Genomic DNA, 24,477 nt, shown 5'->3' with positions numbered 1-24,477 from the left:
ACTGCAATATTCTAGTTATCGGATTACTTCACCTCGGAACTGGCGCGGCGCAGAAACGACGCGCAGACAGCGCCGCCGGTCGAAGGTCGAAGCTGGACTACCCACGTGAGGCGTCAGTGCTACCCCTGCACGCTCTCTCCTCGACGTCGGAACGGCGACGTCGACTGGTTGCCTCGGCCGGCGTCGCAGTGCGCGTCGATGCGAGCCTGCTGCGCTTCCCTCCGCTCGCGGACGAGCGGTAGGCCGGAACCACGAAAAGTCCCCCGCCCGGCCCGAAGGCTAGGTAGGGGGTTCTCTTATTTCGCCAGCGCGCTGAGGAAGTCGTCAGAGAGGGCAAGCGCTAGCTGCGGAGTGATGTGATTAGCGTCGCGGAAGATCGGGAGGCCGTCGCGGATGATCGGGCAGTCGTTGCCCGCACAGATATCGTCGGTGAGGTCGAGTACGGTCGCTCCGTGTGCGCTCGACTCCGTCTCAATCATGTCCCAGACGGGTTGCTGGCGATCGCGCTTGTCGCTGAGTGAGGTGTCCATCGTCGAGTTGCACGCGCCGAGGAGTAGCGCCATGTTCGCGCAGGTGTCTGGTCCCTTCCAGTTGGCTTGAGTCGCCTCGACATCCTCGAGCCAGTAGTTCGGGATCGGATTGATCACAACCACCTGGTGTCCGCCAGCCTCGAGGCGATCGATCACGTTGCCGAGCGCATTCGCGTACCACTCGATCTTGACTGCGGTGTCATTCGTGACGGTCGCCGTGGAGGTGGGGACACTTATCTCCGTGGTGCGGAGGTAATAGTCGGAGGCGCCGAGGAAGACCGTTCCAGGAGCGGCTGTGTCGAGCCAGCTGAGGGCTCTGGTCTGATAGTCCAGGCATCCGGGACGGATGGCAGTGTGAGTGATCGAACCCACGAGCTCGTCTCCAAGAACAGGACACGAGCTGAAGGTGTAAGACGCGAACGGCGCATCTACTTCGAGGGCCGCGGCTCGAACCCCGGGTGCGAACATCACGGCGTTTGAGTCTCCGAGAAGATAGACCGGATCGGCGGCACCCTCCGCGTTCTGGATGCAATCAGCTGGCTGCTTGATTGTGGACGGCTGATCGGCAAAGCACCCAGGGGTCGCACCGCCGACGGTCTGTGCTACCTGGAGGTTGCGAATGCTGTCGCTACCCCAGCTTGCGTTCGCTCCCAGGCCCAAGGCCAGAGCGACGACAAGCGGCACTGCGGTGACGGTCACCATCCGTCGAGCGAGTCGAGCCCAACCGATCGCCGGGATCCGTCGTAGCGGCTGTTCGACATAACGATACGAGGCGATGGCCGGGAGGATGGATAGCAGGCATGCTGCCACTCCGACCCACATGGAATGGGTGTCGAGGATCGCGAACGCGAACACGATGAAGGGCCAGTGCCATAGATACAGCGAGTAGGACCAGTCGCCGATGCGCACAGCGATCTTGCTGGAGATGGCACGTGAAACGACGGACTGCGCACTCGATCCGGCGAGGATAACGAGCATCGTGCCGGCGACAGGCAAGACGGTCCATTTTCCGGGGAACGCAGTCTCTGCATCGATGAGCCACAGCGACGAGATGAGCATCGTGGCACCGGCAATCCCTACGATGTTCGCAACGATGCGTCCTCGGGTTGCAACGACCGTCCCGACGAGCGCAAGGATTGCCCCGGCACCGAATTCCCACGCGCGTGTGAGCGGGCTGTAGAACCCCGAGAGCCAGTTACCTTCTCCAAAGATATGCAGGTTGGGGCCGTACATCGCCAGCAGGAAGGACGGGACGCTGATGAGCACGACAACGGCGGTCGGGCCGATGCTTCGCCATCCGAGCTTGCGGGCGATGAGCCAGCCGCAGAGCATCAGGATCGGGAACACCAGGTAGAACTGCTCCTCGACAGACAGTGACCAGGTGTGTAGCAGCGGGTTGCTCTCCGCAGGCCCGTCAAAGTATCCCCCCGAGATGTGCGCGATGACGCCGTTCGCCGCGAGGAGCAACGCCCCTATGCCCGTCGCGCTTGTCGCTTGCTGTGCGCCCAGCGGGGACTGTAGCAGCGATGAAACGAGCACTGTGAAGAGAACCACGGCGGCGAGCGCCGGGGTGAGGCGCCAATAGCGACGAAGGGCAAAGCGGCCGACTCGGATTCCGCCAGTGGATTCCCACTCGCGCATGAGAGCGCCAGTTATGACGAAGCCGGAGATGACGAAAAACACGTCGACACCGATGAATCCACCAGGAACAGGGAGACCAGCGTGATACGCGAGGACTGTGAGCACGGCAAATGCGCGGAGTCCCTGGATGTCGAGTCGAGGTACGAAGTTCTTCTTCGTGACCCGTGCGTCTACGTGAGGCGCTGCTGACAATGTGATTCCCCCTGTGTGCTGGACCCGTCCGATAATCTCACAGCGCACCGGCCTCTCCCGGCACCCTGATGCCCCGGGATACGACAGACCACGCCGCGCCCAGCGGAATGCTGAGCTGTGTCGACCGCCACGCTTCGGCTTTCCGCCGCTGAACGACAAGTTGCGCGCCGCAGCGCGGTCGTTCGCCTTTCAGCGGCAGGAGACCCCCCAACGCTGCCTAAGAGGGACTCACGGCGACGCCGGTCAACCTATTGCGCCAGTGAAATCGGGCCACCCCGGCTCCACCGAGTTCCGCTGGACGCGTTCGACGATGACGTTGTCGTAGTCTTCGACGTCTTCGAAGTCGGCCAGGGAGCCGAAGGTGACGTCGGTGAAGAACGGGGCTAGCTGCGTGATCGCGTGTGTGTGAAGGAACGAGTCACCGAGAACCAGTGTCTTGCCTTCGATCAGGGCGGCGTCGGTCGACGACGACAGCATGTGCGGGAGTTCCGCGCCTTCAGAGGTCGTGACGGTGCCCTCTTTCGTCGACACGCCGTCGCGGTCGTAGACCATCTCCACGCGCTCGACGGTCTCGGTGAGTCCCATGTTGCGGAAGAGATCCGGGATGACCACCTCGCCCGGCGCGGTCCCGGTCTCATCGAGGTCGTCGAGAATCGATGGCGGCGCGACCCCATCGTCGACAAGACGCTCGAGAAGCGTCCTCGTCCACACCGCCGCGCCGTCCGCGTTCCAGTGGCTGTCGCCGAAGTAGTAGACGCCGTCGTCTCGTCCCTCACGAGAGGCGTCCGCATCCGCGAGCTCATCCCAGAGCGTGATCAGGGGGAAATCCTGCCCCTCCTCCCATTCCACGAAGGATGCCCGCACGCGATCAGCGCAGTTGAGCAGGGAATCGCGCAGACCGCCGAGCCGTTCGTCCCGAATGGACGACTTGTCCGGCGCCACCGTGTAGACGACGTACTTGCCGCTCGACTCCAGTGCCGCGGCGTCTGCCTGAAGCTGTTGATGGACCGCATACATGCGGGCGGAGTTCCCTCGGCAGGGGTAGATGAAGTCGACGGCGAAGAACGGCTCGTTCTCCTCGCCCAGCCACGTCGTGCTGTTGGGACTCATTCCGATGTCGTTGGAGATGGCGCCGGCGGCATGAACGACCGGGACCTGCGCGCCCAGGCGATCCCTCAACGCACGATCGACGTGCGCGAACGTCTCGGCTTCTGTCAGCGACTGAGCCGAGACGGACGGGAAGTCGACCTCGGCGCGGTTCTGGCTCTCGGCCACGTCACCGGGCACGAGCCAGAGCGCGAGCAGAGCGAGGCTGCCGCCGACCGCTGCGATCGTGACGGCCCGGCGTCGCACCCATGACTTGAGCATTCGAGCTCTCCTTAGAACTGGAAGTAGAGGAACGGGCTGAAATCGCTGAGAAGCACCATGGCGATCGTGGCGACGAACAGCGGCGCGGCGATCACCCAGCCACGCACCGGCGACACCGTCTGATCCTTCAGCGAGGGACGGAACAGGATCTCGAACGTCGTGTTCTTCGACGTGGTGAAGAACGCGAGGAGGCCGAGCACGAGGGCGCCGAGTGTGAAGGGGGTCATGGCGGTGACCATCTGCGGAGCGATGAAGTCGGTCGGACCGACGAACATCGCGTGCCAGATGCGCATGGAGGCGTCGAGCTCCGTCGTTCTGAACGGGACCCAGGCGAGCACGACGAAAAGAGCCGTGAGGACGCGACGCACGATCAGGAATCGCCGAGAGTCTCGCAATCCCGTCGAGCGCTCGAACAGCATCGCTGCGGCCTGCAGACCGCCCCACAGCAGGAATCCGGCGAGCGCACCATGCCAGATCGACGTCAACGCGAAGACGGTCAGCAGCGCCCCATACTCGACGAGCCGGCCTCGACGGTTGCCCCCCATCGGGATGTAGACATAGTCGCGGAACCACCGGGTGAGAGTGATGTGCCATCGTCGCCAGAACTCGCTGACAGAATGCGACGTGTAGGGGCTGCGGAAGTTCTCAGGGAAGTGGAACCCGAACATCGCCGCGAGCCCGATCGCCATGTCGGAGTACCCGCTGAAGTCGAAATAGATCTGCACAGCGTACGCGAGCGCGCCGATCCATGCGGTCGACATCGACAGCTGGCCCGAGTATGCGGCACTGTCGAACATCGCGTTGGCGAGCTGACCCGCGCTGTCCGCGATGATGACCTTTTTGGCCAGCCCCCACGCGAACCTCGTGGCTCCGTAGCCGAATCGCCGGGCGGTGATCGTCCGCGAGGACTCGACCTCGTCCTTGATCTCCGCATACCTCACGATGGGACCGGCGATCTGGTGCGGAAAGACGAAGAGGTACAGAAGGTACGACGGGAACGACCGCGTCAGCGGGGCCCCGTTTCGGTAGGAATCGATGACGTACGAAATTCCGTGGAAGGTGAAGAACGACACGCCGAGAGGGAGGATCCACGACTCTGCACCGGTGAGAGCTGCGATGTGCACCGCACCCGGCACACCCTGGATCGCCAACTGCGGCAGGTACTTGAACAGCACGAGAGGAACGAGCACGATCGCGAGCGCAACGGCCAGGGGAATCCGCGTGAGCGGCGCCTTTCCGTTCTGGTGGCGGCTCTTCGCATACCGCCACATCGCCCATGCGGCACCGAAGCTGAAGATCGACACCCAGAGGATCGCGCCGATCGCACTGCCCGCACCCCAGTAGTAGAACAGGACGCTCATGATGAGCAACCACCAGTTGCGCAGGCGTCCGCGCACCGGGAGCAGGTGGTACCCCAGCATCGTTATGGGGAGGAACAGGAAGAGGAACGTCGGGCTCGAAAAGACCATGAGTGTCGCTACCGCCTATCGCCCGCGAAATGCGAGCAGCAGGTCGTCGAGTGTGCTGTCCGCAGTCGCGACGGCGGCAGACAGCGCCGCAGCGTCGGCCATCCCCGGCCGCACGTCTGCCATCCCGCTCGTGTCATCCACACGCGGAATCACGAAGTCCTCCGCGAAGGTGACGACCTTGGGAAGCTCCGAGAGAGCGACCATCGGCACCCCGCTCAGCATCGCGGCATAGAGGGCATGCATCCTGGAGCCCCACACGGACTCCGCCGACCTGATGAGTCGGAACGCCTCGTCCCAGTCCAGCGGCCCTGTCACCTCATCGAACGCTGCGCGCGCCTGCTTCGAGAGCGCGCTCGCGTCCATGAACGATCCGCCCTGCGACATGTTCAGGAACACCAGACGCCGCCCTGAGCGCTTGAGCTCGTCAAGGTGTTCCACTTTCAGATGGCGTGCGTGCTCCCCGTTGAGCGCGACGACGATGGGGGCGTCATCTGCGGCCTCGCCCCGAGGGTCGAAGCCCATCAGGAGACTGGCGTCCGCTCCGACGATGGCATTCCCCTTGAGCGTATGCGACACCCTGGAGGCGCTCTTCGCATCCCGCACCCAGACGGGAACGCCCTTGACCGCAAGCCGCAGCAGGGCTCGCGCGCCGAACCGCTCTACAGGGTCGCATCCGACCCCGTAGAAGGCCACGCGGGTCCTCGTCGCACGCGCGATGACAGTGCTGGCAGCGCACAACCGCGGAAGCCCGCCCCATCCGCCGGGGACATCGCGGGCATCGTCCTGAAGCAGGGTGCCGCCGCCGATCACGATTCCGTCGAAGTCACGCATGGCGCGCAGCAGCGCACCGGGCCCTGACAGCTGCAGTCGATCCTCTCCCCCGCCATGCCTCGGCTCGCCGAAGTCGGCAGCGATGGCCTGGTTCCCTCTCGCGCGCAGCGCGGCGACCAGCGCGTCGGTCAACATGGCGTCGCCCAGATTGATGGGGCGGTTCAGCTCCGACGTGCGGTCTGAACTGATCACGAGAATCCTCACTCGGATCCCTTTCGGCGAAGTGGTCGCAGCGGTGTGCGAAGGACGATGATGACGGTCGTGAGGAACACGACCTCGATGATGGGCGCTGAGAAGGCGAGTCCCTGTGCTCCGGCGAAGATGATCATCGAAGGCACGAGTATCACCGCGCAGACTCCCGTGGCCACAGTGACGATCAACCGCTGCCGGATCTTCTCCGTCCCCAGCAGGTATGCCACCAAGGAGTAGTTTCCACACTTGAGCGCGAACGCAAGGGCGATCGGCACCAGGTAGTTCAGCGGCACGATCACGGTGAACAGCCACGTGACGATCGGCCATGCGAGCACCAGAACGCCTGCGAGAAGGACCCCGACGCCAGTGAAGAGCAACCAGACCCTGCGAACGTCCAACGACCGGAAGCGAGGTATCAGCTGGGTCGTGGCCGTCGCGGGAAGGAGTTCGAGCGCCTGCACGATGCGATAGGCCACTGCGAACACGGCGGACACCTCGAGCGGGAGCATCCACGCTGCGAACAACATCGGCGTCTGTGAATACGCGCTGCTCAGCATCCCCGTGACGCCGATCTCAAGCGTGCGACTGACGAGCTTGGGTTCTCGATCGGGACTTCCGGGCAAACCTCGGAGCACGACGAAGAACGTGGCGACGAAAGCGACCAGTGACACCACCACAACCGCTGCCACAAGGTCGACGTTCCCTACGACGAGCGCAAGCCCGACGATCGCCATCTTGACGAGGCCGTTGAGAATGTCGGGAAACGCGAAGAGATGATCGCGGCGCTGCACCAGCCACGGAGACTTGGCCGTTCTGACCATGGTGTCGAAGGCCTGAGCCACGGAGAGGGCCACCAGCACGAAGAAGTGTGGAGTCGAGATCCCATCCGGCGCAATTCCCAGTGCGAACAGGAAGAACACCACGGGCCCGAACAGCGCGAACCCTCCCTGGAGCGCGATGACTCGCCGGAAGGTCTGGGCGCTGTGCCGCTCGGGGCGCAAGCTCAACAGAAATGGGGCACCCCCAGCGTCACTGATGATCGCGAACGAAGCGAGAACACCGAACCCTGTGACGAGGAAGTTCTGTGTCTCTCCTTCTGTCAGCCGCGCGAAGGCGAGCAGCACGATGAGCTGGGCAAGGCGCAGCGTGATCGTGCCTACGGTCGGCGCACCGAGCCTGAGAAGCCGTTTCATGCCGCAGACTGCTCCGCCGAACGGTGCCGGAAGCTTCCGCGACGCCATGGCACGAGGAGCAGGAGGACGACGAGGAGAGCGAGAACGGAGAGGTAGCTCAGTCGGTAGAAGACAGGGAAGACATCGATCGCGGCGACGTAGACCAGCATCAGCATCGCTGCCTGCTCGAGGTCCAGCTCGCGGATCACCCGGGCGGTGATCAATGACATCACTCCGAGGATCACACCTGAGATGAGTGGCACGAGCGCGGCGCCGACCCAGTCGAAGCTCACATAGCCCCACACCGACGGCGGCAGTCGCAGACCACCCGAACGGATGTCCTCGATCGGCGTGGTCGGGTTCAACGTCTGCAGCGCCCACACCGAGGGGTTCCACGGATAGTTGCCAGGAAGGAGCCCCCCGAAGAAGGTCCGCCCATACGTGAGCTCGTGTCCGGGAAGCCACGCGTTGAGGAAGGCCAGCTGATCTTTGATGTCGGGCGCTCCGGATGCGATACCCGTGAGCAGGCTCTCGGGTGATCGCACCATCGACTGATACTGCTCTACACCCAGCAATGCGAGTACCGCGTACATGGCGCTTCCCGCGACATATGCGGCGACGAGAACGATGGCGTAAACGACCTGGAACCGACGGTAGAAGGCGACCAGGATTCCCACAGCGAGCAGCAGCCCGCTGACTGCCGGCTCTCGGAGAAGCGACAGCAGCATGACGCCGACGGAGACAGCGAGCAGCACGATCCAGTAGATGCTCTTGCGGCGCTTCCATGCGTAGACGGCTACGAGGGGCATCAGCAGAGGGATCACCGTCGTTGTGAGGCGATACGGGATCGACACCGCCTGATACGGCTCGTGATACACCCCCTTGAAGAACTTCGCTGCGTTCGGGTCAGCAGCAAGCGCAGGCGTGAATCCCATGATCAGGAAACAGACGAGAAGAATCCCCACGGATGCCGTGACCGCGACGAGCACACGTCGCCTCACTTGGCTCTCGGTGCTGAGCAGAACTCGCTGAATGCCTGCTACGACACGGCCTCCACGCGTGAGTCGTGATGCCAGAAGCCTGCCGGCAAGCACGCCCGCCGCGATGGCGACGAAACCCACCGACACGAGCCGGACGTACAGCGCCGAGACTCCCTGCGAGGGCAGTTCGAGCCAATCGAGACCGAAGACGGGGACGAGGTAAGCGGGGATGGAGAAGGCGAGCTGGAGATGAGCGGGGATGTTCCAGCGGCTCGGCCAGGCGATGTAGGTCGCGGTCGCGGTGCCGACCAACGAGACGAACAGCACCGCGTTGCGAAGACCCTCGATCCATGGTCCGTGTCCCTCGGCTACGACGGGAAAAGCTAGGGAAACGAGCACCAGAGCGGCGAGGACAAGCATCGTCGTCGGCACCCACCCGAGTTCCCGGACGAATACCCGGAATCGCAGCGACGCCGAACCTGAAGCGGCCACTTCCCCCCTCGAAGCCATCACTCGCTCTTTTCCTCCGGCTCGCGTTGCTCGCGCATCGAATTGCGTACAGTCCGGACCGTATCCGCCCAGGTATGAGCAGTCGTCCGTTCCGCGACGGCATTCTGAGCGGCGAGAATCGCAGTGGCGATCGACTCTCCGGTTGCAGCGGCCGACACCACACGGTCGCCGTGAATCTCGACGAGACCGCTGTCGTCTGTGACGACCGTCGGGACGCCGAAGTAGCCGCCCTCGACGACAGGCATGCCGTACCCCTCGTCGCTCGAGACGAGCGCAAGCACGGACGCCGAGCTGACCGATCGATGAAGCTCTTCATCGGTGACGAAACCAGGAAGCTCGACGAGGTCGGAGACCGAATCGGATGCGGCCCGCGCTCGCAACTCCTCTCGATAGTCGCCCTTGGCCCCCAGGACCACCAGTCTGTGATCATGTCCGCGCTGCCGAAGATTCGAGACCGCGTCGATGGCGAGCTCCGGACGCTTGCTGGCGAAATGCCCGAAGGTCAGAACGGTCGGGAGCCCTGCACTGACGACACGCGCCACGCCCCATCGTCTGGCGTGATCGTCACCGTTCTCAGCAACGACCAGACGCTTCGGGTGGGCGAAACGCTCTGTCTCCCTGCGCGTTTTCTCAGAGATCGCGAACGTCGTTCCCGCACGACGGATCGACATCTCCCACAACCGCCGGTAAACCCTCTGCGCCAGTCCGAACTCAGACGGATTCAGTTTGTGGCGCCAGTCGTGGATGAAGCATGCGCTGTTCGCCGACGGGACGAAGGGGCTGACGATCGTCGAGAGGGACAGAAGCGCGTCCGCGCGACGACGTCGGTAGACCTGTGCACTCCAGAGCAGTTGGCCCGTATACCGCGCCGCCTTGCTCGTCGCGGGGACCACCTCGACACTCTCCACGTCTCGGAATGAGTCCGCGAGCCAGCTGTACCCCAGCACGATGAGCTCGTCACCGGGAAACTCCTCGGTCCAGGTACGAATGAACTCCTCGGCGTGGACTCGCATCCCACCTGACTCCGCAGGCGCGCCGAGAGCGTCGATGACGATCTTCACCGGTTCCTCCCTGCGTCGACATCGCGGAGGAAGTCGTCTATCCAGGAGTCGATCCTGTACTGATCGAAGCCCTCGAACGACCAGTCGTCGTCCAGCGCCGCCACCCACTCGCGCACAGCCTCACCATCGATCGAAGCCGCATCTCTCGGGACGACCAGGATCCGGGAGGGATCGTAGAACTCCTCGGCCAGAATCGATTGATTCGCGGTGATCAGTGCCGCGCCGCTGCCCAGTGCTTCGAACGTACGCATCGTGAGGCCGTCCTGTCCGGGACGCTGGTAGTCGACGACCGCTCGCGATGCTCCGAAGACCTCGGCGACCCGAGCCCGGGACATCTTGTCGAAGCTGACTTCTCCCGGCGCGACCTTGCGCATACGCCGATCGAAGACACGCTGCAGAGCGAAGAACCACCGCGCCTGCGAGTAGAAGAATGCGAAGCAACGCTCCGGCGAAAGCTTGCTGACGACTCCGTGAAAGAAGTTGTATCGGTCGGAATGCAGTGTGCCGACGAACGAAGCGTCGAACTCGCGTGCGCGTCCCCGTGCCTCAGCGAATTCGCGGGCGAAGAAGAGGGACTTGTACGTCAGGTCCCCCCGCGCCGCCACGTCGCCGCGATCGAACGAGTAGCGCACATCGGTGTCGGGGAACAGGTCGACGCATCGCCCGCTGTTCGCGAGCGAATCGAAAGTGTAGAAGATCCGCACGGCTTCGGGGTTCTGTTCGGAGAACTCCCGCAGGACAGAGGGCGGAAGGTTCTCTCCCTTGATGATGAGGAGCGCGTCGTAGCGACGCCCTCTCATCTGCTGCAGCATCCTGTCGAAGTGCCCTCGCAGGCGCCGCGCCGCGAACTGAGGCATCACCCGAAGCACAGCGCGCGAGATGGCCGAGTTGCTCGGGCGCTCGTCGAACCTGTCGACGTCGATCCCTCGGTCTCGGAACGCCTGTGCGATCGCCTCCTCGTACCCGAAGAAGGACGGCGTGATGAACGCGATCCTCACGGGGCCACTGTACGGAGAAGACCGCGATCCTGAAGCTCGGTCAGCGAGCTCTTGTAGGAGTCCGCGTCCGTCGTCTCCCCCTGCGCCCACTCGGCGAAGCGACGGATGCCTTCGTCGACCGACAGTCGCGGGGTGAACCCGAGCAGTTCCCTGGCCTTCGTGAGGTCGGCATAGTTGTGGCGGATGTCGCCGAGGCGATAGTCACCGCTCACGAAGTAGTCGGGCTCGATGCCATATGCGGCGCCCAGGAGCTCCAGCACGCGAAGGACCGTCGTCGGTTCGCCCGAGCCGACGTTGATCGCGTGGCCTGAGGCGGTCTCGCTGTCGATGGCGGCCACTGTCGCTGCGACGACATCGTCGATGAACACGAAGTCGCGGGATTCCTCGCCGTCTTCGAACACGTTGATCTGTCGTCCCGCCTGCAGGAGCGAGGTGAATATGGACAGGATCCCCGTATACGGGTTCGTCAGAGACTGCCCGGGCCCGTATACGTTCTGGAATCGCAGCGAGACGGCATCGATGCCCTGCGACCTGGCCGCCGTCAGGACGAGCTGCTCCTGAACCTGCTTCGTGATGCCGTAGATCGACGACGGATGCAGAACCGACGATTCATCCGTCGCGATGCACTTCAGCGGGACTCCGTCTGCGCCGACGACGTCGAACACGCCGCCAGCCAGTTGGGCGTCGGGGCGGTGCTCGGGGTACAGCACGGACCCGGAGGCATCTTCATAGGCGCCCTCGCCGTACACGGATCGCGAAGAGGCCACCACCACGCGGCGAACGTCGTTCTTCGTCGTCGCGATCGCCTCGAGAAGCACAGCCGTGCCTTGGATGTTCGCTTCGACGTAGCGCTCGATCTCGTACATCGACTGTCCCGTGCCTGTCTCGGCGGCGAAATGGACCACGACATCCACACCTTCGAGTGCACGCTCCACGGCCGATCGGTCCGTCACCGATCCGCGGATCACCGTCGACACCTTCGCGGCGACGGGGTAGGTCACAGACGTCGTATCCGGGTCAGATCCATGGACCTGCTCGCTCAAGGTGTCGAGCACGACCACGTCGTCGCCGCGGCCATGAAGGCTGACGGCTAGTCGCGAACCGATGAATCCGGCACCGCCGGTGATGAGAATCCGCGACATTCCAATACTTCCGTGAGAAGGAGACAAAGACGTCGCCCATCGTACCAGCGGCATGGGAGCGCTCTTTGCTGGGGCTCGACGCTCAGTCCTCGTGCACGAGGTACAGCGGTTCTTCCCGAACCTCCAGAGAATCGTCGTCGTCGACCTGACGCCCGTTCATATCGACCAGCTCTCCGTCGGGCAGGCTCTCCCGTGACACCGTCACCGGCGCGTCGGGTGCCCACGCTGCTGTGACAGTGCGTCCGTCGGCAGCGGTGAAGGTGTAAGCCTTCACTCCCTCGGCCCAGTTCTCCTCGGCGACGAAGGTCGCGCCCCCCAGCATCCGCTGGCTCACGGCGAGCGCGATGGCAGACGGCTTGGGCTGGTACGTGTTCGGTGTGAATGTGCTCGCCGTGTCGAAGAACCCGAAGCTGGCCTCATAGTTCGAGCGATCGGTGCCCGTGTCTGCGAGGGTGAACCAGTAGATGCTGTCGACTCCGGCCTTCAACGCGATCGGCGCGGTCTGCGCTGTGTACGCTGCCTGCTCCTCTCGGCTGACCCATCCGTCGACAGTGGCCCAGCCCATCTCGGTGAAAGAGACCGGCACGTCCACACCGGGCTTGGCAGCGGCGATCATTCCGTTCAACTCCTGCAGTTGCGGGTCGAGCATCGTGGGCCCTTCCGGCTGCGTGTAGGGGTGGAAGGTCAGGACATCGACATGATCGAGTCCTCCCTGAGCGATGAAAGGCTGCAGCCAGTCGAACCGCACCTGCATTCCTGCGGTCGATGGGCCGTACACCGTAGCCGAGGGGTTGACCGCCTTCGCCTGCGCAGCGGCCGGAATCAGCATCCGCATGTAGCAGTCGGGCGACGTGCCGCAGGAGCCAGTGTTGAACGTGTGGTCGTACTCGTTGTAGATCTCGGTGAGACCGCCCGCGGCCGGGTACTTCGCGAGCAACTGTCCGGTGTATGCGGCATACGCGCCCAACCCACGATCCGTGGATGGCGTCTTTCCCTGGTCGTAGTTCGGGTTGTAGTAGGCCGGCACCGTCAAGACAGACATTCCGGCTGCCTCATACGCACCCATCACCTGATCGATGTACTGCGGGTAGGCGTAAACGCCCGGCTCCTTCTCGATTCGCTGCCAGGGCACTTCGAAGCGCACACTGTCCGCCCCGAGCATCGCGAGAGTAGCCGGCGCATTCGTCATCCGGGCCACCCCACCTTGGAAGTGAGCGGCGATTCCAATCCCCGACGGGACGCCGTTGCGCGGCGGGACGACTCCGAAAGTCGCGGAGCGCTCGATGAGTTGGCCCGCATGATGCATCGAGATCTTCACCGAGTACAGCCCCGGGGCGTCGTATTCGACCGGCACCTGGACCAGGCCACCTTCGAACGTCGAGACTCCTCCGTACTCGAAGTCTCCGCCCGACACGCACCATGCGATCGTGGACTCTGCGGCGACACGCGAACGCACATTGAGGTCTCGCGAATCAGGCGCTCCGTCGAAGAGCAACGTGGCATTGTCGATACTCAGGACCGCAGAGTTGTCTTCGAAGCCGCCGTTGACGAGGAGTTCGGCGCCACCTCGTTGGACGGTCAGTCCATCGATCAGGACCTCCCCCTGGATCGACGTGATCTCGATGGCGACGCTCAGTGATGCCATCCCCTTCGGCACCGTGTAGTTGATCGAGGTGTCGACCCATTCGGCACTGTCGGGGATCGCAAGTCGCTTGGCTACGGCATTCGGACCGAGGACGATCTCCACCTGGCTGCCGGGGGTAACGGCTTTGCTGGAGAACGCTACGGTCAGAGTCTCACCCGTGCTCACGGGCACATACTGCTCGAACCTCTCAGGCACCGGCGGCTGACCGCCCGTGCTGCTGGTCAGCGCCAGAGATGTGAGGCCTTCGCGAACGTCCTCGGACGCGGCGAAACGGGTCGTCGCAGCCATATCGTTCAGACGCAGCTCCCATCCACCGAACGCGTCATCAGCCACGGCGGGCGCCAGCCCCGGTGACGACCCATCGCCCTCCGGCGGTGCCTCGCACTTGCCGAGCGACGCCTCGACACCGGACTGATTCTTCGGGATGGGGCTCGCTGTCGGCTCCGCAGCCGTCTCATCCGCCTGCGCCCAGGGCCGGAGCACGAACAGCGCGATCGCGACGGCGACGATCGCGACGATGGCGACCGCGATGATGATCACCCGCCGGCGCGCGGACGTGCGCGGCGCGGCATGCGCAGCAACGGGGGCTGGGTCTTCGGGAAGCGTCGGCTCAGTCATCATGCCCAGCCTAAGGTGTCGAGCCGCCGCTACCGACCTCCGCGGTCACATCACACGGGTATCCGCACCGTCGGAGCATCGCCCGTCTCCCAGAAGTCGGCATCCAGCACTCGCGTGACGGGATCGGGTTCTTCGACCCGGGCATATGCGGGGGCTCCCTGCGGAGAGCGAGCGGCGGCACGCGCGGCGTTCTGGCGCTGCAGCTCGGCGGCGGCGGCGCGGCGCTCCCACAGCTCGCGTTCGATCTTGGTGCGGTCCCTGACGTGGATCATCGCCCGCAGGATCATGGCGAGCAGAAGGCCTGCGTATCCGCCGATCGTGTTCGCCAGCACGTCGAGCACCGTCGAGACCCGCTCGTCGAGCGCGATGCCCTGGGTGAACTCGATGGCTCCCGAGAACGCGGGCAGCAGGAAGATCGCGAGCCACCACGCCTTGCGGGCGAGGGCGAGTCCGAGCAGGAACCCGAGCGGCACGAACATGCCGATGTTGGCGACGAACTCGATCTCGTTGTAGTCGAACCACTCCGGTACGCCGAGGTTGTGCAGCGCACGGAGCACGCGCGAGGCGATGCTGCCGAACTCGAGCTGCTCGGGCTGGGGCCACATCGTCACGACCAGCACGAATCCCGTGTACACGATGAGCAGCAGCGTCGAGACCCACAGCCGCGCATAGCTGCGCGGCGGCGGCGGACCCACATGGATCTGTGACATGGTCGCGTTCCTCTCCTGCCCGAGGTCGGGCGACGGCTGGCTCCGGGGTGCGAGCTCGAGCCATGCTATCGAGCGCACATCACGGATCGCCGCGAAGACGCCCAGAGCGGATGCCGGTCGCGGCCCGTTCCTCGCCCGCGAACCCTCCCCCGCATCCGCCACACACCTCGCATCCGCCACGAGAGCCACGGTCCGGGTACGACAAAGGGGCCGGACCCGAAGGTCCGACCCCTGTGCCAGAAAGCAGATGCTTACTTGATGATCTTCGTGACCGTACCGGCGCCGACGGTGCGTCCACCCTCACGGATGGCGAAGCCGAGGCCCTCCTCCATGGCGATCGGCTGGATCAGCTCGACCGTCACGTCGGTGGTGTCGCCGGGCATGACCATCTCGGTGCCCTCGGGCAGCGTGATGACGCCGGTGACGTCGGTGGTGCGGAAGTAGAACTGCGGGCGGTAGTTCGTGTAGAACGGGTTGTGACGCCCACCCTCATCCTTCGACAGGATGTACGCGGTACCGGCGAAGTCGGTGTGCGGCGTGACCGAACCCGGCTTGACGATGACCTGACCGCGCTCGACGTCCTCACGCTTCGTGCCACGGAGCAGGAGACCGCAGTTCTCGCCGGCCCATGCCTCGTCGAGCTGCTTGTGGAACATCTCGATACCCGTGACCGTGGTCTTGACGGTCGGACGGAGTCCGACGATCTCGACCTCGGAGTTGATGGCCAGCGTGCCACGCTCGGCGCGGCCGGTGACGACGGTTCCACGACCGGTGATCGTGAAGACGTCCTCGACGGGCATCAGGAACGGCTTGTCCTTGTCGCGCACGGGGTCGGGAACGTTGTTGTCGACGGCCTCCATGAGGTCGAGGATGGACTGGGTCCACTTCTCGTCACCCTCGAGTGCCTTCAGAGCGGAGACGCGGACGACAGGAGCGTCCTCGGCGAAGCCCTGCGAGGCGAGCAGCTCGGAGACCTCGAGCTCGACGAGCTCCAGGATCTCCTCGTCGTCGACCATGTCGCTCTTGTTCAGCGCGACCAGCAGGTACGGCACGCCGACCTGCTTGGCGAGCAGCACGTGCTCACGCGTCTGAGCCATCGGGCCGTCGGTGGCGGCGACCACGAGGATCGCGCCGTCCATCTGAGCAGCACCGGTGATCATGTTCTTGACGTAGTCGGCGTGGCCGGGGGCGTCAACGTGCGCGTAGTGGCGCTTCGGGGTCTCGTACTCGATGTGCGAGATGTTGATGGTGATACCACGCTGGCGCTCTTCCGGCGCCGAGTCGATGGAAGCGAAGTCGCGCTGCACGTTGGTGTCAGACGGGAACTTGTCAGCAAGCACCTTCGAGATCGCTGCGGAGAGCGTGGTCTTGCCGTGGTCAACGTGACCGATGGTTCCGATGTTGACGTGCGGCTTGGTCCGCTCGAACTTGGCCTTAGCCACTGGGTCCTCCTCAGGACGTCATGTAGAGGGTGCCGGGCACTGGATTGCGACCGGTTCTCTACGGGTGTGAATCTCAGTTTAGTAGAGAGGGAATGTGAAGTTGTAGGTGACCTGGGAGCCGAGCCGGAACCCGGCTCCCAGGAAAGTGTTACTCGCCGCCCTGGTGCTTCTGGACGATCTCGTCGGCCACGTTGCGGGGAACCTCAGCGTAGCTGTTGAACTCCATCGAGTAGACCGCGCGACCCGAGGTCTTCGAGCGCAGGTCGCCGATGTAGCCGAACATCTCGGACAGCGGGACGTGCGCACGGACGACCTTGACGCCGGCGGCGTCCTCCATCGACTGGATCTGGCCGCGACGCGAGTTCAGGTCGCCGATGACGTCGCCCATGTACTCCTCGGGCGTACGCACCTCGACGGCCATGAGCGGCTCGAGGAGCACGGGGTTCGCCCGACGCAGAGCCTCCTTGAAGCCCATGGAACCTGCGATCTTGAACGCCATCTCCGAGGAGTCGACGTCGTGGGCAGCACCATCGACGATCGTCGCCTTGACGCCGACGATCGGGTAGCCGGCGAGCACGCCGACGTTCATGGCGTCCTGGAAACCGGCGTCGATCGAGCCGATGTACTCACGCGGGATGCGACCACCGGTGACGGCGTTGACGAATTCGTACGTCTTCTCGTCGTCGAGGTCGAGCGGCTCGATGTTGAACTGGATCTTCGCGAACTGACCCGAACCACCGGTCTGCTTCTTGTGCGTGTAGTCGTGCTTCTCGACGGCCTTGCGGATCGTCTCGCGGTACGCGACCTGCGGCTTTCCGACGTTGGCCTCGACGTTGAACTCGCGCTTCATGCGGTCGACGAGGATGTCGAGGTGCAGCTCGCCCATGCCCTTGATGGTCGTCTGACCGGTCTCGGGGTTGAGCTCGGTGCGGAAGGTCGGGTCCTCTTCAGCGAGCTTCTGGATGGCGACACCCAGCTTCTCCTGGTCGGCCTTGGTCTTCGGCTCGATGGCGACCTCGATGACGGGCTCGGGGAACGTCATCGACTCGAGGACGACCGGCGAGGTCGGGTCGGTCAGGGTGTCACCGGTGGTGGTGTCCTTCAGACCGATGACGGCGTAGATGTTGCCAGCCGTGACCGCGGGGACCGGGATCTCCTTGTTGGCGTGCATCTGGAAGATCTTTCCGATGCGCTCCTTCTTGCCCTTGGTCGAGTTGATGACCTGAGCGCCGGAGTCGAGCTGTCCCGAGTAGACGCGCACGTAGGTGAGGCGTCCGAAGAACGGGTGCACCGCGACCTTGAACGCGAGGGCTGCGAACGGGTCCTTCGCGTCGGGGTGACGCTCGATGATCGTGTCGTAGTCCTTGGGGTCGTGCGCCTGGATCGAGCCCACGTCGAGCGGGTTCGGCAGGTAGTCCACGACGGCGTCGAGCATCGGCTGGACGCCGCGGTTCTTGAACGCCGAGCCGCAGAGCACGGGGTAGATCTCGGAAGCCACGGTGAGCTTGCGGATCGCGCCCTTGATCTCGGCGACGGTCAGCTCCTCGCCACCGAAGAACTTCTCGAGCAGAGCGTCGTCGGTCTCGGCGACGGTCTCGAGGAGCTGCTGACGGTACTCGTCGGCCTTCTCCTTGAGGTCGGCCGGGATCTCCTGGATCTCGTACGACGCACCCATGGTGACGTCACCCTTGGAGTCACCGGCCCAGACGAGGGCACGCATCTCGACGAGGTCGACGACGCCGATGAAGTCGTTCTCCGCGCCGATGGGCAGCTGGATGACGAGCGGCTTGGCGCCGAGACGGTTGATGATGGTGTCGACGGTGAAGTAGAAGTCCGCGCCCAGCTTGTCCATCTTGTTGACGAAGCAGATGCGGGGGACGTTGTACTTGTCGGCCTGACGCCACACGGTCTCGGACTGGGGCTCGACGCCCTCCTTGCCGTCGAACACGGCGACGGCACCGTCGAGGACGCGGAGCGAGCGCTCCACCTCGACCGTGAAGTCCACGTGACCGGGGGTGTCGATGATGTTGATCTGGTTCTTGTTCCAGTAGCAGGTCACGGCGGCAGACGTGATCGTGATGCCGCGCTCCTTCTCCTGCTCCATCCAGTCGGTGGTCGATGCACCGTCGTGGGTCTCGCCGAGCTTGTGGTTGACGCCCGTGTAGAACAGGATGCGCTCGGTCGTGGTGGTCTTGCCAGCATCGATGTGAGCCATGATGCCGATGTTCCGAACCTTGCTCAGGTCGGTGAGCACGTCTTGTGCCACAGGAGTGTCCTTATCTTTTTGGCAGTCGTACTGCGAAGAGGGGGGTGCCCGCCCCCGGCGGGTGGCCGGGGGCGGGCGAAGCTGTTACCAGCGGTAGTGAGCGAACGCGCGGTTCGACTCGGCCATCTTGTGAGTGTCCTCACGGCGCTTGACCGCGGCACCCAGGCCGTTCGACGCGTCGAGGATCTCGTTCTGGAGACGCTCGGTCATCGTCTTCTCACGACGACCCTTGGCGTAGCTGACGAGCCAGCGCAGCGCGAGGGTGTTCGCGCGGTGCGGCTTGACCTCGACCGGAACCTGGTAGGTCGAGCCACCGACGCGGCGGCTCTTGACCTCGAGAGTCGGGCGCACGTTGTCGAGCGCCTTCTTCAGGGTGGCGACGGCGTCCTGACCGTTCTTCGCCTCGACGCCACGGAGGGCGTTGTAGACGATCGACTCGGCCAGCGACTTCTTGCCGTCGACCAGGATCTTGTTGACCAGCTGGCTGACGATCGGAGCGCCGTATACCGGGTCGTTGACGACGGGACGCTTCGGGGCGGGACCCTTACGAGGCATTGGACTCAGCCCTTCTTCGCGCCGTAGCGGCTGCGAGCCTGCTTACGGTTCTTGACGGCCTGGGTGTCCAGGGCGCCACGGACGATCTTGTAACGGACACCGGGGAGGTCCTTGACACGGCCTCCACGCACGAGCACGAGCGAGTGCTCCTGCAGGTTGTGGCCCTCACCGGGGATGTACGCGGTGACCTCGGTGCCGTTGCGGAGCTTCACACGAGCGACCTTGCGCATCGCCGAGTTCGGCTTCTTCGGGGTGGTGGTGTAGACGCGGGTGCAGACCCCGGCCTGCTGCGGGTTCGACTTGAGTGCGGGCGCCTTGGTCTTGGTGACCTTGGGCGAGCGACCCTTGCGAACCAACTGCTGAATGGTTGGCACGTTCTCTCCTCATAGTGCTGCACGGTGACAGCGTGATGGGTTTCACATCAGACCCACCGGCACGCCGGAACCGGCGAGCTTTTGTGTGGTGGTGGGTATGCCGTGGGGGCGGACCGGCATGGTGCCGACGCCCAGCGCACACGTCGAGACGTGCACACACCTGATCAAGTGTAATGCCGCGTAACCTGAGCGGTCAAATGGGGCACGGACTCACCTCAGGTCTCTGACGCGCGCCGCCACCGAACCGCTCTCCCCCGTGCGCCTCTCGGCCGTGACCGCGATGATCAGCAGCACGGCGCCCATGACGGCGAGCGTGATCCACCACGGCATCGATTCGATCCCCCCGGCCGATCTGCACCGAGAACACGAACACGTTCTCGATCGGCAGCACGACGAGCCCGATCAGGAACGGAGCGGCCAGTCGTCGTCGTGACCCGACGAGGATCGCCGCGAGAGCGAGCACCATCACGAGGATCGCGCGCCACGTGAGCGGATCGGTGAACGTCGACACGATCGACGCGCTCATCATCGTGACGAGACCCGGCGCCAGCAGCGCCCACGATCCGCTCCACCGCGCGGGCCAGCTGTCGAGAGTCCCGCGACCGTCGGCAGTGTCGATCTCGTCGTGCGCACCAGCCCCGCGCATCGCGACGATGCCCGCGAGCAGGAGGAACGCCCCCAGCGGGAGCGAGAACCACTCCACCCGCAGGTCGCGCGGGCTCCACGCGACGACCGCCGTCACGAACGCGATCCCGAACAGGAACCAGACCGGCGGCAGCGTGGTCGACCCGCGATGCACACGCACGGCCGTCACCACCACCGTCACGAGGTACGCGAGCATGAGCGCCCACATCGCCCAGATCGAGAACCGGTCGCGCTCGATCGCGAACCACCCGCCGAGTGCGAGGGCGAGCGCCGCCGGGGCGCCGAGCCACCGGTTCCGACGGAGGGCGGAGTCGGCGGGAGCCGCACGACGGATGCCGTGGGCGGCCAGTGCGAGCACCGCCGCACCGACCGCGCTCACGCCCAGGCACGCGAGGAACAGCCCGGTGCCGTGCAGGCTCGGGTGGTCCGCGCCGAGGCCGAGTCGGATGCCCTGCACCGCCCCGACGGTCGATGCCGTCGCCGCGGCGATCAGGGTGGGGATGCGCAGCGCCCGCAGTCGCCGCATCCTGCCGCCCGCTCGTCGGACGACGAACTCCAGCGCCAGAAGGATCCAGGCCGCCGCCAGCAGCGCGACCACACGCCACGTGACGGCACCCTGCTCGTCGGCCCCCGGCCCGCGGAGATCGGCCCCGAGGGAGCGGGCTCGATCACGGCGACGAGAGCGACGATCGGCCCGATCGCGACGAGCAGCCCGGCAGCGTACAGCGCGGTGGCCCGGCGTCCGCTCAGAGTGAGCAGCACGGCCACGAGAGCGGCCCCGAGTGTGGGCGGCAGCAGATAGGCCTCGAGCACATCGACCCCCGCCATGCCCCAGACGCACCAGAGCGCGCCGGTGAACGCGGCACCGGCCACCGCCCACGCGTAGCGGCGCCCCGCGAAGAACGCGTGTGCGGCAGCTCCCAGGCCGAGGATCAGCAGCACGAGGAACGTGGTCCCGAGACCCGCGGCGTCGCGCGCCACGGCGAGCGCGGTCGCGATGGCTCCGGTCAGCAGCGCCGAGGCCTCGATCGCGACGCGCGCAGCATCCGCTGTCACCGCGGAGTGGCCGCGCAATCGCAGCGCCTCGCGGATCACCGTGGTCGACGGCAGCACCAGCGCGACGAGCACCGCGATGATCGGAAGGACCACGGGCGACCCGCTCGACGCGAGCAGCTGCGCCCCGAGACACACGATCGTCACCGCGAGCGTCGGCACGAGCGTCGCGGCGGCAGCGGTGCGCACCGCGAGCGTCAGCCCCGGGCGACGGGTGAGCAGCAGAGACAGCGCCAGCGCGAACATGAGTCCCGTCGACAGGGCCGTCCACCCGCTTCGCTCCGCGACGACCTGCAGCACGCCGATGCCGAAGGGCACCGCCGAGACCACGAGCACCGCCTGCCACGCGCGGGCGCCGACCGAGGGCAGGTACGTCGCCACGATCGCGACGACGAGCCCCGTCGACGCCGTCAGCGACAGCTGCGCCACGCCCTCGACACCGACCAGTCCGAGCGCCGTGGCGACGAGCACCAGTGCGTAGCCGAAGCCCGCCCCCACGTAGAGGAAGCGCCGGGACGTCGGCAGCACGGCCACGAGCGCGGCCAGCGCCAGGAGCGTGCCCGCACCCGCGAGCGGCACGACGACCGGCTCGCGCCAGGCGATCATCGCCGCCGCCACGAGGGCGATGTGTGCGGCGATCAGCGCGACCAGGCGCAGGCCCCGCCCCTCGAGCAGGGTCGGCAGGACCCACAGCGCGGCGGCGAGCACGACCACCGGCACCGTGAGCACCGCGATCGCCGCGGGCAGCACCAGCAGCGGACCGCATCCGACGACCAGCACCGCGATCGCTCCGAAGCCCATGCCGAGCAGAGCGGTCGCGTTCGCGAACCCGCGGATGCCGTCACGACGCCGTGCGATGACGCTGAACGCAGTGAGGCCCGCGCACATCGCCAGCAGACCGATCGGAAGCCCCCATCCCGGCATCCCGACCGGGCCGACCTCGTCGGAGACCCGCAGGAACTCGCGCACGGTCGAGAGTCCGGTGAGAGCCGCCGGTGCGAGCACGAGCAGCGCCGGCACCGTGAGCACCACGAGCGACCCGGCCGCGACCGCTCCGCGCGGCACGGCCTTCGGCACCGGCGCGAGGGCGCCGATCAGCACGAGTGCGAGGGCTGCGGATGCGGGGATCACGGCGAACGACACGAATCCCTCGAGCGGCCCCTCGCCCCCGAACGGCTGGGGGCCTGCGACGGCGCTGCTGCCGGTCACCGCGTTCACGGCGATGACGAGTGCCGCCGAGGCGACAGCACCCGCACCGAAGGCCCAGAGCCGGGCGAGCATCCGCCGCGCGGCCACGACCGCGTGCACCGCGACCAGCACCAGCATCGCGCTGATCGTCAGCAGTGCCGAGAGGGCGTCGTCCGTCCCCGGGGCCCACACCAGCACGAGCGCCGAGAGGCTGGCGACCAGCTGCACCGCGGTGAGGGTCACGACCTCGACGCGCGGAAGACGCAGCCACTCGACGAGCGCCGCTCCCGCGTACGCCACGCCGATCGCACCGAGCACCTCTGCCGTGGGCGCGTCGACTCCGGCGCCGAGCATGGCCGGCACGAGAGCGATCGCCACCACGGCCGTCCACTGCCAGACGCGGATGCCGCGTCTGGTCCCCGCGGCGAGCATCACGGCACCGGCGGCGGCCGTCGCGACCGCAGCGGTCAGCCACGGATCGACCCCCGGCGCTGCGAGCTGGGCGACGGCGTGGATGTCGAGCCCGGCGAACACGAGCCCCAGTCCGCCGACGGCCTCGGCCGAGAACCTCAGCCCTCGACGAGACAGCAGCCACGCGCCACCGAGGAAGAGCAGCGTGATGAGTCCGACGATCACACTGCGCAGGACGCGGTCGGCGAGATCCGGGTTGAAGTAGGTGAACACGATCGCGGCGACGGCGAAGAGCCCGGCTCCTGCTGTGGCGAGCACCGACTGCAGCGTGGCGCTGCCCTGCGGGTCCGCCTCGGCATCCTGCACGCGAGTGCGCGGCGGCGGGCCCTCGGGCGGGCCGGCGTCGGGCGGCGCGGGTCGCAGGGATGAGGGAGCGGTCGACGGCCTCCGGCCCGGTTCCTCGCCGTGGCTCGGCGCGGGACCGGCGACGGGGATCCGCCGAAGCAGCTCCTCGCGGGCACGTATCGCCGACGCCGCGGCGAGCGACGACTCCCAGACGGCGACACCGACCGTGCCGCGCAGATCCGACCCGCAGCGCGCGCAGCATCCGCCCTGCAGGAGGGCGTGGCAGACGGGGCAGGCGCGCTCGTCGAGCAGGTGGCGGGCGACCGATTCGCCCCAGGTGAGCCGGAGCGTGGCCGAAGGAGCACTCTGAGACCGCGGCATCGACGCGGTCATGATGCCTCTTCGGAGTCGGGGACCCAGCGCAGGATGTCTCCCGGCTGGCATTCGAGAACGCGGCAGATCGCCTCGAGGGTCGTGAAGCGCACCGCCTTGGCGCGACCGTTCTTGAGCACCGCGACGTTCGCGGGCGTGATGCCGATCGCGTCGGCGAAGTCCTGCACGCTCATCTTCTTGCGCGCGAGCTGCACGTCGAGGTCGATCACGATGGGCATCAGACGACCTCGGACAGGTCCTGCTCGAGTTCGAGCGCCTTGCGCAGCAGACCGCGCAGCACGACGACCAGCAGAGCGAGGGCGGCGCTGACGACGATCCCGAGGATCGCGAGCAGCGACAGCGTGAGCGACACCGCCCGGTTCGCCACGATCACGAGGTACGCGGCCAGGATCAGCACGCCCGCCGCGACCAGCGCACCCAGGATGATGTCGACGTAGCGGAAGGCCTCGACCCGGAAGATCCGATCGGTCTGCACGAGAGACAGCAGGAACCACACGCACACCAGAGTGACCTCGACCAGACCGATGAACAGCACCGCGCCGATGATGCCCGGAACCTCGAGCTGCACGACGTCGGGGTTGCGCAGCGCGGTGATGCGGGCCACCTCGGGGATCACGAGGATCTGACTCGCGAGCAACAGGGCGAGCAGGACGACGATGAGCGCCTTGAGCGCGCGTGAGACACGGGGGTGCATGACGTACCTATCGATGAGCAATGGATATCTATCGAAAAACGATACCCATGGC

19 protein-coding genes and 1 pseudogene are annotated in these 24,477 nt (G+C 65.7%); all 20 read right to left on the bottom strand.

Translation table 11 applies throughout. The annotated features are described in order from the left end of the window. Positions 1-296: 296 nt before the first annotated feature. Entirely contained in the window at positions 297-2,411 is a 2,115-nt protein-coding gene (locus RWO82_RS02145) for an acyltransferase family protein (RefSeq protein WP_314422666.1), read from the bottom strand. Positions 2,412-2,606: 195 nt separating this feature from the next. Then, positions 2,607-3,731: a hypothetical protein gene (locus RWO82_RS02140; RefSeq protein ID WP_314422664.1), complete on the bottom strand. Its 1,125-nt coding sequence runs from the start codon at positions 3,729-3,731 to the stop codon at positions 2,607-2,609. An 11-nt stretch (positions 3,732-3,742) separates the two neighbouring features. Further along, positions 3,743-5,200: an MBOAT family O-acyltransferase gene (locus RWO82_RS02135; RefSeq protein ID WP_314422661.1), complete on the bottom strand. Its 1,458-nt coding sequence runs from the start codon at positions 5,198-5,200 to the stop codon at positions 3,743-3,745. A 15-nt stretch (positions 5,201-5,215) separates the two neighbouring features. Beyond that, complete coding sequence (locus RWO82_RS02130) at positions 5,216-6,223, bottom strand: polysaccharide pyruvyl transferase family protein (RefSeq protein ID WP_314422658.1); 1,008 nt, start codon at positions 6,221-6,223, stop codon at positions 5,216-5,218. 8 nt (positions 6,224-6,231) lie between these two features. Further along, positions 6,232-7,416, bottom strand: coding sequence for a hypothetical protein (locus tag RWO82_RS02125; protein ID WP_314422656.1), 1,185 nt, complete (start codon positions 7,414-7,416; stop codon positions 6,232-6,234). Continuing rightward, a complete protein-coding gene (locus tag RWO82_RS02120; RefSeq protein WP_314422655.1) occupies positions 7,413-8,795 on the bottom strand; it encodes a hypothetical protein in 1,383 nt (460 codons plus the stop codon). The genes RWO82_RS02125 and RWO82_RS02120 overlap by 4 nt, the downstream gene beginning before the upstream one ends. 89 nt (positions 8,796-8,884) lie before the next feature. Continuing rightward, entirely contained in the window at positions 8,885-9,946 is a 1,062-nt protein-coding gene (locus RWO82_RS02115; protein WP_314422652.1) for a glycosyltransferase, read from the bottom strand. Then, positions 9,943-10,944, bottom strand: coding sequence for a glycosyltransferase (locus tag RWO82_RS02110; RefSeq protein WP_314422651.1), 1,002 nt, complete (start codon positions 10,942-10,944; stop codon positions 9,943-9,945). The genes RWO82_RS02115 and RWO82_RS02110 overlap by 4 nt, the downstream gene beginning before the upstream one ends. After that, positions 10,941-12,086: an NAD-dependent epimerase/dehydratase family protein gene (locus RWO82_RS02105; RefSeq protein WP_314422649.1), complete on the bottom strand. Its 1,146-nt coding sequence runs from the start codon at positions 12,084-12,086 to the stop codon at positions 10,941-10,943. Before RWO82_RS02105 ends, RWO82_RS02110 begins: the two co-directional genes overlap by 4 nt. Before the next feature lie 82 nt (positions 12,087-12,168). Continuing rightward, on the bottom strand, positions 12,169-14,349 hold the full coding sequence (locus tag RWO82_RS02100) for a hypothetical protein (RefSeq protein ID WP_314422647.1): 2,181 nt from the start codon (positions 14,347-14,349) through the stop codon (positions 12,169-12,171). Between the two features lie 50 nt (positions 14,350-14,399). Then, entirely contained in the window at positions 14,400-15,059 is a 660-nt protein-coding gene (locus RWO82_RS02095) for a VanZ family protein (RefSeq protein WP_314422645.1), read from the bottom strand. A 251-nt stretch (positions 15,060-15,310) separates the two neighbouring features. Beyond that, the gene (gene tuf, locus RWO82_RS02090; RefSeq protein ID WP_045278755.1) at positions 15,311-16,501 is read right to left on the bottom strand and encodes an elongation factor Tu; all 1,191 of its coding nucleotides are present in this window, start codon (positions 16,499-16,501) and stop codon (positions 15,311-15,313) included. Between the two features lie 148 nt (positions 16,502-16,649). After that, positions 16,650-18,767 carry an elongation factor G gene (gene fusA, locus RWO82_RS02085; protein ID WP_314422639.1) on the bottom strand — a complete coding sequence of 706 codons (2,118 nt, stop codon included), beginning with the start codon at positions 18,765-18,767 and terminating at the stop codon, positions 16,650-16,652. An 84-nt stretch (positions 18,768-18,851) separates the two neighbouring features. Further along, positions 18,852-19,322: a 30S ribosomal protein S7 gene (rpsG, locus tag RWO82_RS02080; RefSeq protein WP_050722490.1), complete on the bottom strand. Its 471-nt coding sequence runs from the start codon at positions 19,320-19,322 to the stop codon at positions 18,852-18,854. 5 nt (positions 19,323-19,327) lie between these two features. Next, positions 19,328-19,696: a 30S ribosomal protein S12 gene (gene rpsL / locus RWO82_RS02075; RefSeq protein WP_017201609.1), complete on the bottom strand. Its 369-nt coding sequence runs from the start codon at positions 19,694-19,696 to the stop codon at positions 19,328-19,330. A 210-nt stretch (positions 19,697-19,906) separates the two neighbouring features. Further along, positions 19,907-19,999, bottom strand: a complete 93-nt coding sequence (locus RWO82_RS15530; RefSeq protein ID WP_399540699.1) for a hypothetical protein — start codon at positions 19,997-19,999, stop codon at positions 19,907-19,909. Between the two features lie 61 nt (positions 20,000-20,060). Further along, a pseudogene (locus RWO82_RS15525) lies at positions 20,061-20,549 on the bottom strand (SCO7613 C-terminal domain-containing membrane protein); the annotation flags it as partial. A gap of 281 nt (positions 20,550-20,830) precedes the next feature. Then, positions 20,831-23,731, bottom strand: a complete 2,901-nt coding sequence (locus RWO82_RS02065) for a hypothetical protein (RefSeq protein WP_314422621.1) — start codon at positions 23,729-23,731, stop codon at positions 20,831-20,833. Further along, on the bottom strand, positions 23,728-23,949 hold the full coding sequence (locus RWO82_RS02060) for a helix-turn-helix transcriptional regulator (RefSeq protein ID WP_194765106.1): 222 nt from the start codon (positions 23,947-23,949) through the stop codon (positions 23,728-23,730). Before RWO82_RS02060 ends, RWO82_RS02065 begins: the two co-directional genes overlap by 4 nt. Continuing rightward, complete coding sequence (locus RWO82_RS02055) at positions 23,949-24,425, bottom strand: DUF2975 domain-containing protein (RefSeq protein WP_314422618.1); 477 nt, start codon at positions 24,423-24,425, stop codon at positions 23,949-23,951. The genes RWO82_RS02060 and RWO82_RS02055 overlap by 1 nt, the downstream gene beginning before the upstream one ends. Between the last annotated feature and the right edge of the window lie 52 nt (positions 24,426-24,477).

The organism is uncultured Microbacterium sp. (assembly GCF_963521645.1).
Classification (GTDB): domain Bacteria; phylum Actinomycetota; class Actinomycetes; order Actinomycetales; family Microbacteriaceae; genus Microbacterium.
Note: the sequence above shows the minus strand (reverse complement) of the source record. Positions and strands in the feature narration are given on the sequence as shown.

Coding starts and splice junctions, on each gene's coding strand:
- RWO82_RS02140 (WP_314422664.1), bottom strand. CDS start 3,731: ATGCTCAAGTCATGGGTGCGACGCCGGGCCGTCACGATCGCAGCGGTC.
- RWO82_RS02135 (WP_314422661.1), bottom strand. CDS start 5,200: ATGGTCTTTTCGAGCCCGACGTTCCTCTTCCTGTTCCTCCCCATAACG.
- RWO82_RS02125 (WP_314422656.1), bottom strand. CDS start 7,416: ATGAAACGGCTTCTCAGGCTCGGTGCGCCGACCGTAGGCACGATCACG.
- RWO82_RS02120 (WP_314422655.1), bottom strand. CDS start 8,795: ATGCTTGTCCTCGCCGCTCTGGTGCTCGTTTCCCTAGCTTTTCCCGTC.
- RWO82_RS02105 (WP_314422649.1), bottom strand. CDS start 12,086: ATGTCGCGGATTCTCATCACCGGCGGTGCCGGATTCATCGGTTCGCGA.
- RWO82_RS02100 (WP_314422647.1), bottom strand. CDS start 14,349: ATGACTGAGCCGACGCTTCCCGAAGACCCAGCCCCCGTTGCTGCGCAT.
- RWO82_RS02095 (WP_314422645.1), bottom strand. CDS start 15,059: ATGTCACAGATCCATGTGGGTCCGCCGCCGCCGCGCAGCTATGCGCGG.
- rpsG (WP_050722490.1), bottom strand. CDS start 19,322: ATGCCTCGTAAGGGTCCCGCCCCGAAGCGTCCCGTCGTCAACGACCCG.
- RWO82_RS15530 (WP_399540699.1), bottom strand. CDS start 19,999: ATGGGCGCCGTGCTGCTGATCATCGCGGTCACGGCCGAGAGGCGCACG.
- RWO82_RS02065 (WP_314422621.1), bottom strand. CDS start 23,731: ATGACCGCGTCGATGCCGCGGTCTCAGAGTGCTCCTTCGGCCACGCTC.
- RWO82_RS02060 (WP_194765106.1), bottom strand. CDS start 23,949: ATGCCCATCGTGATCGACCTCGACGTGCAGCTCGCGCGCAAGAAGATG.
- RWO82_RS02055 (WP_314422618.1), bottom strand. CDS start 24,425: ATGCACCCCCGTGTCTCACGCGCGCTCAAGGCGCTCATCGTCGTCCTG.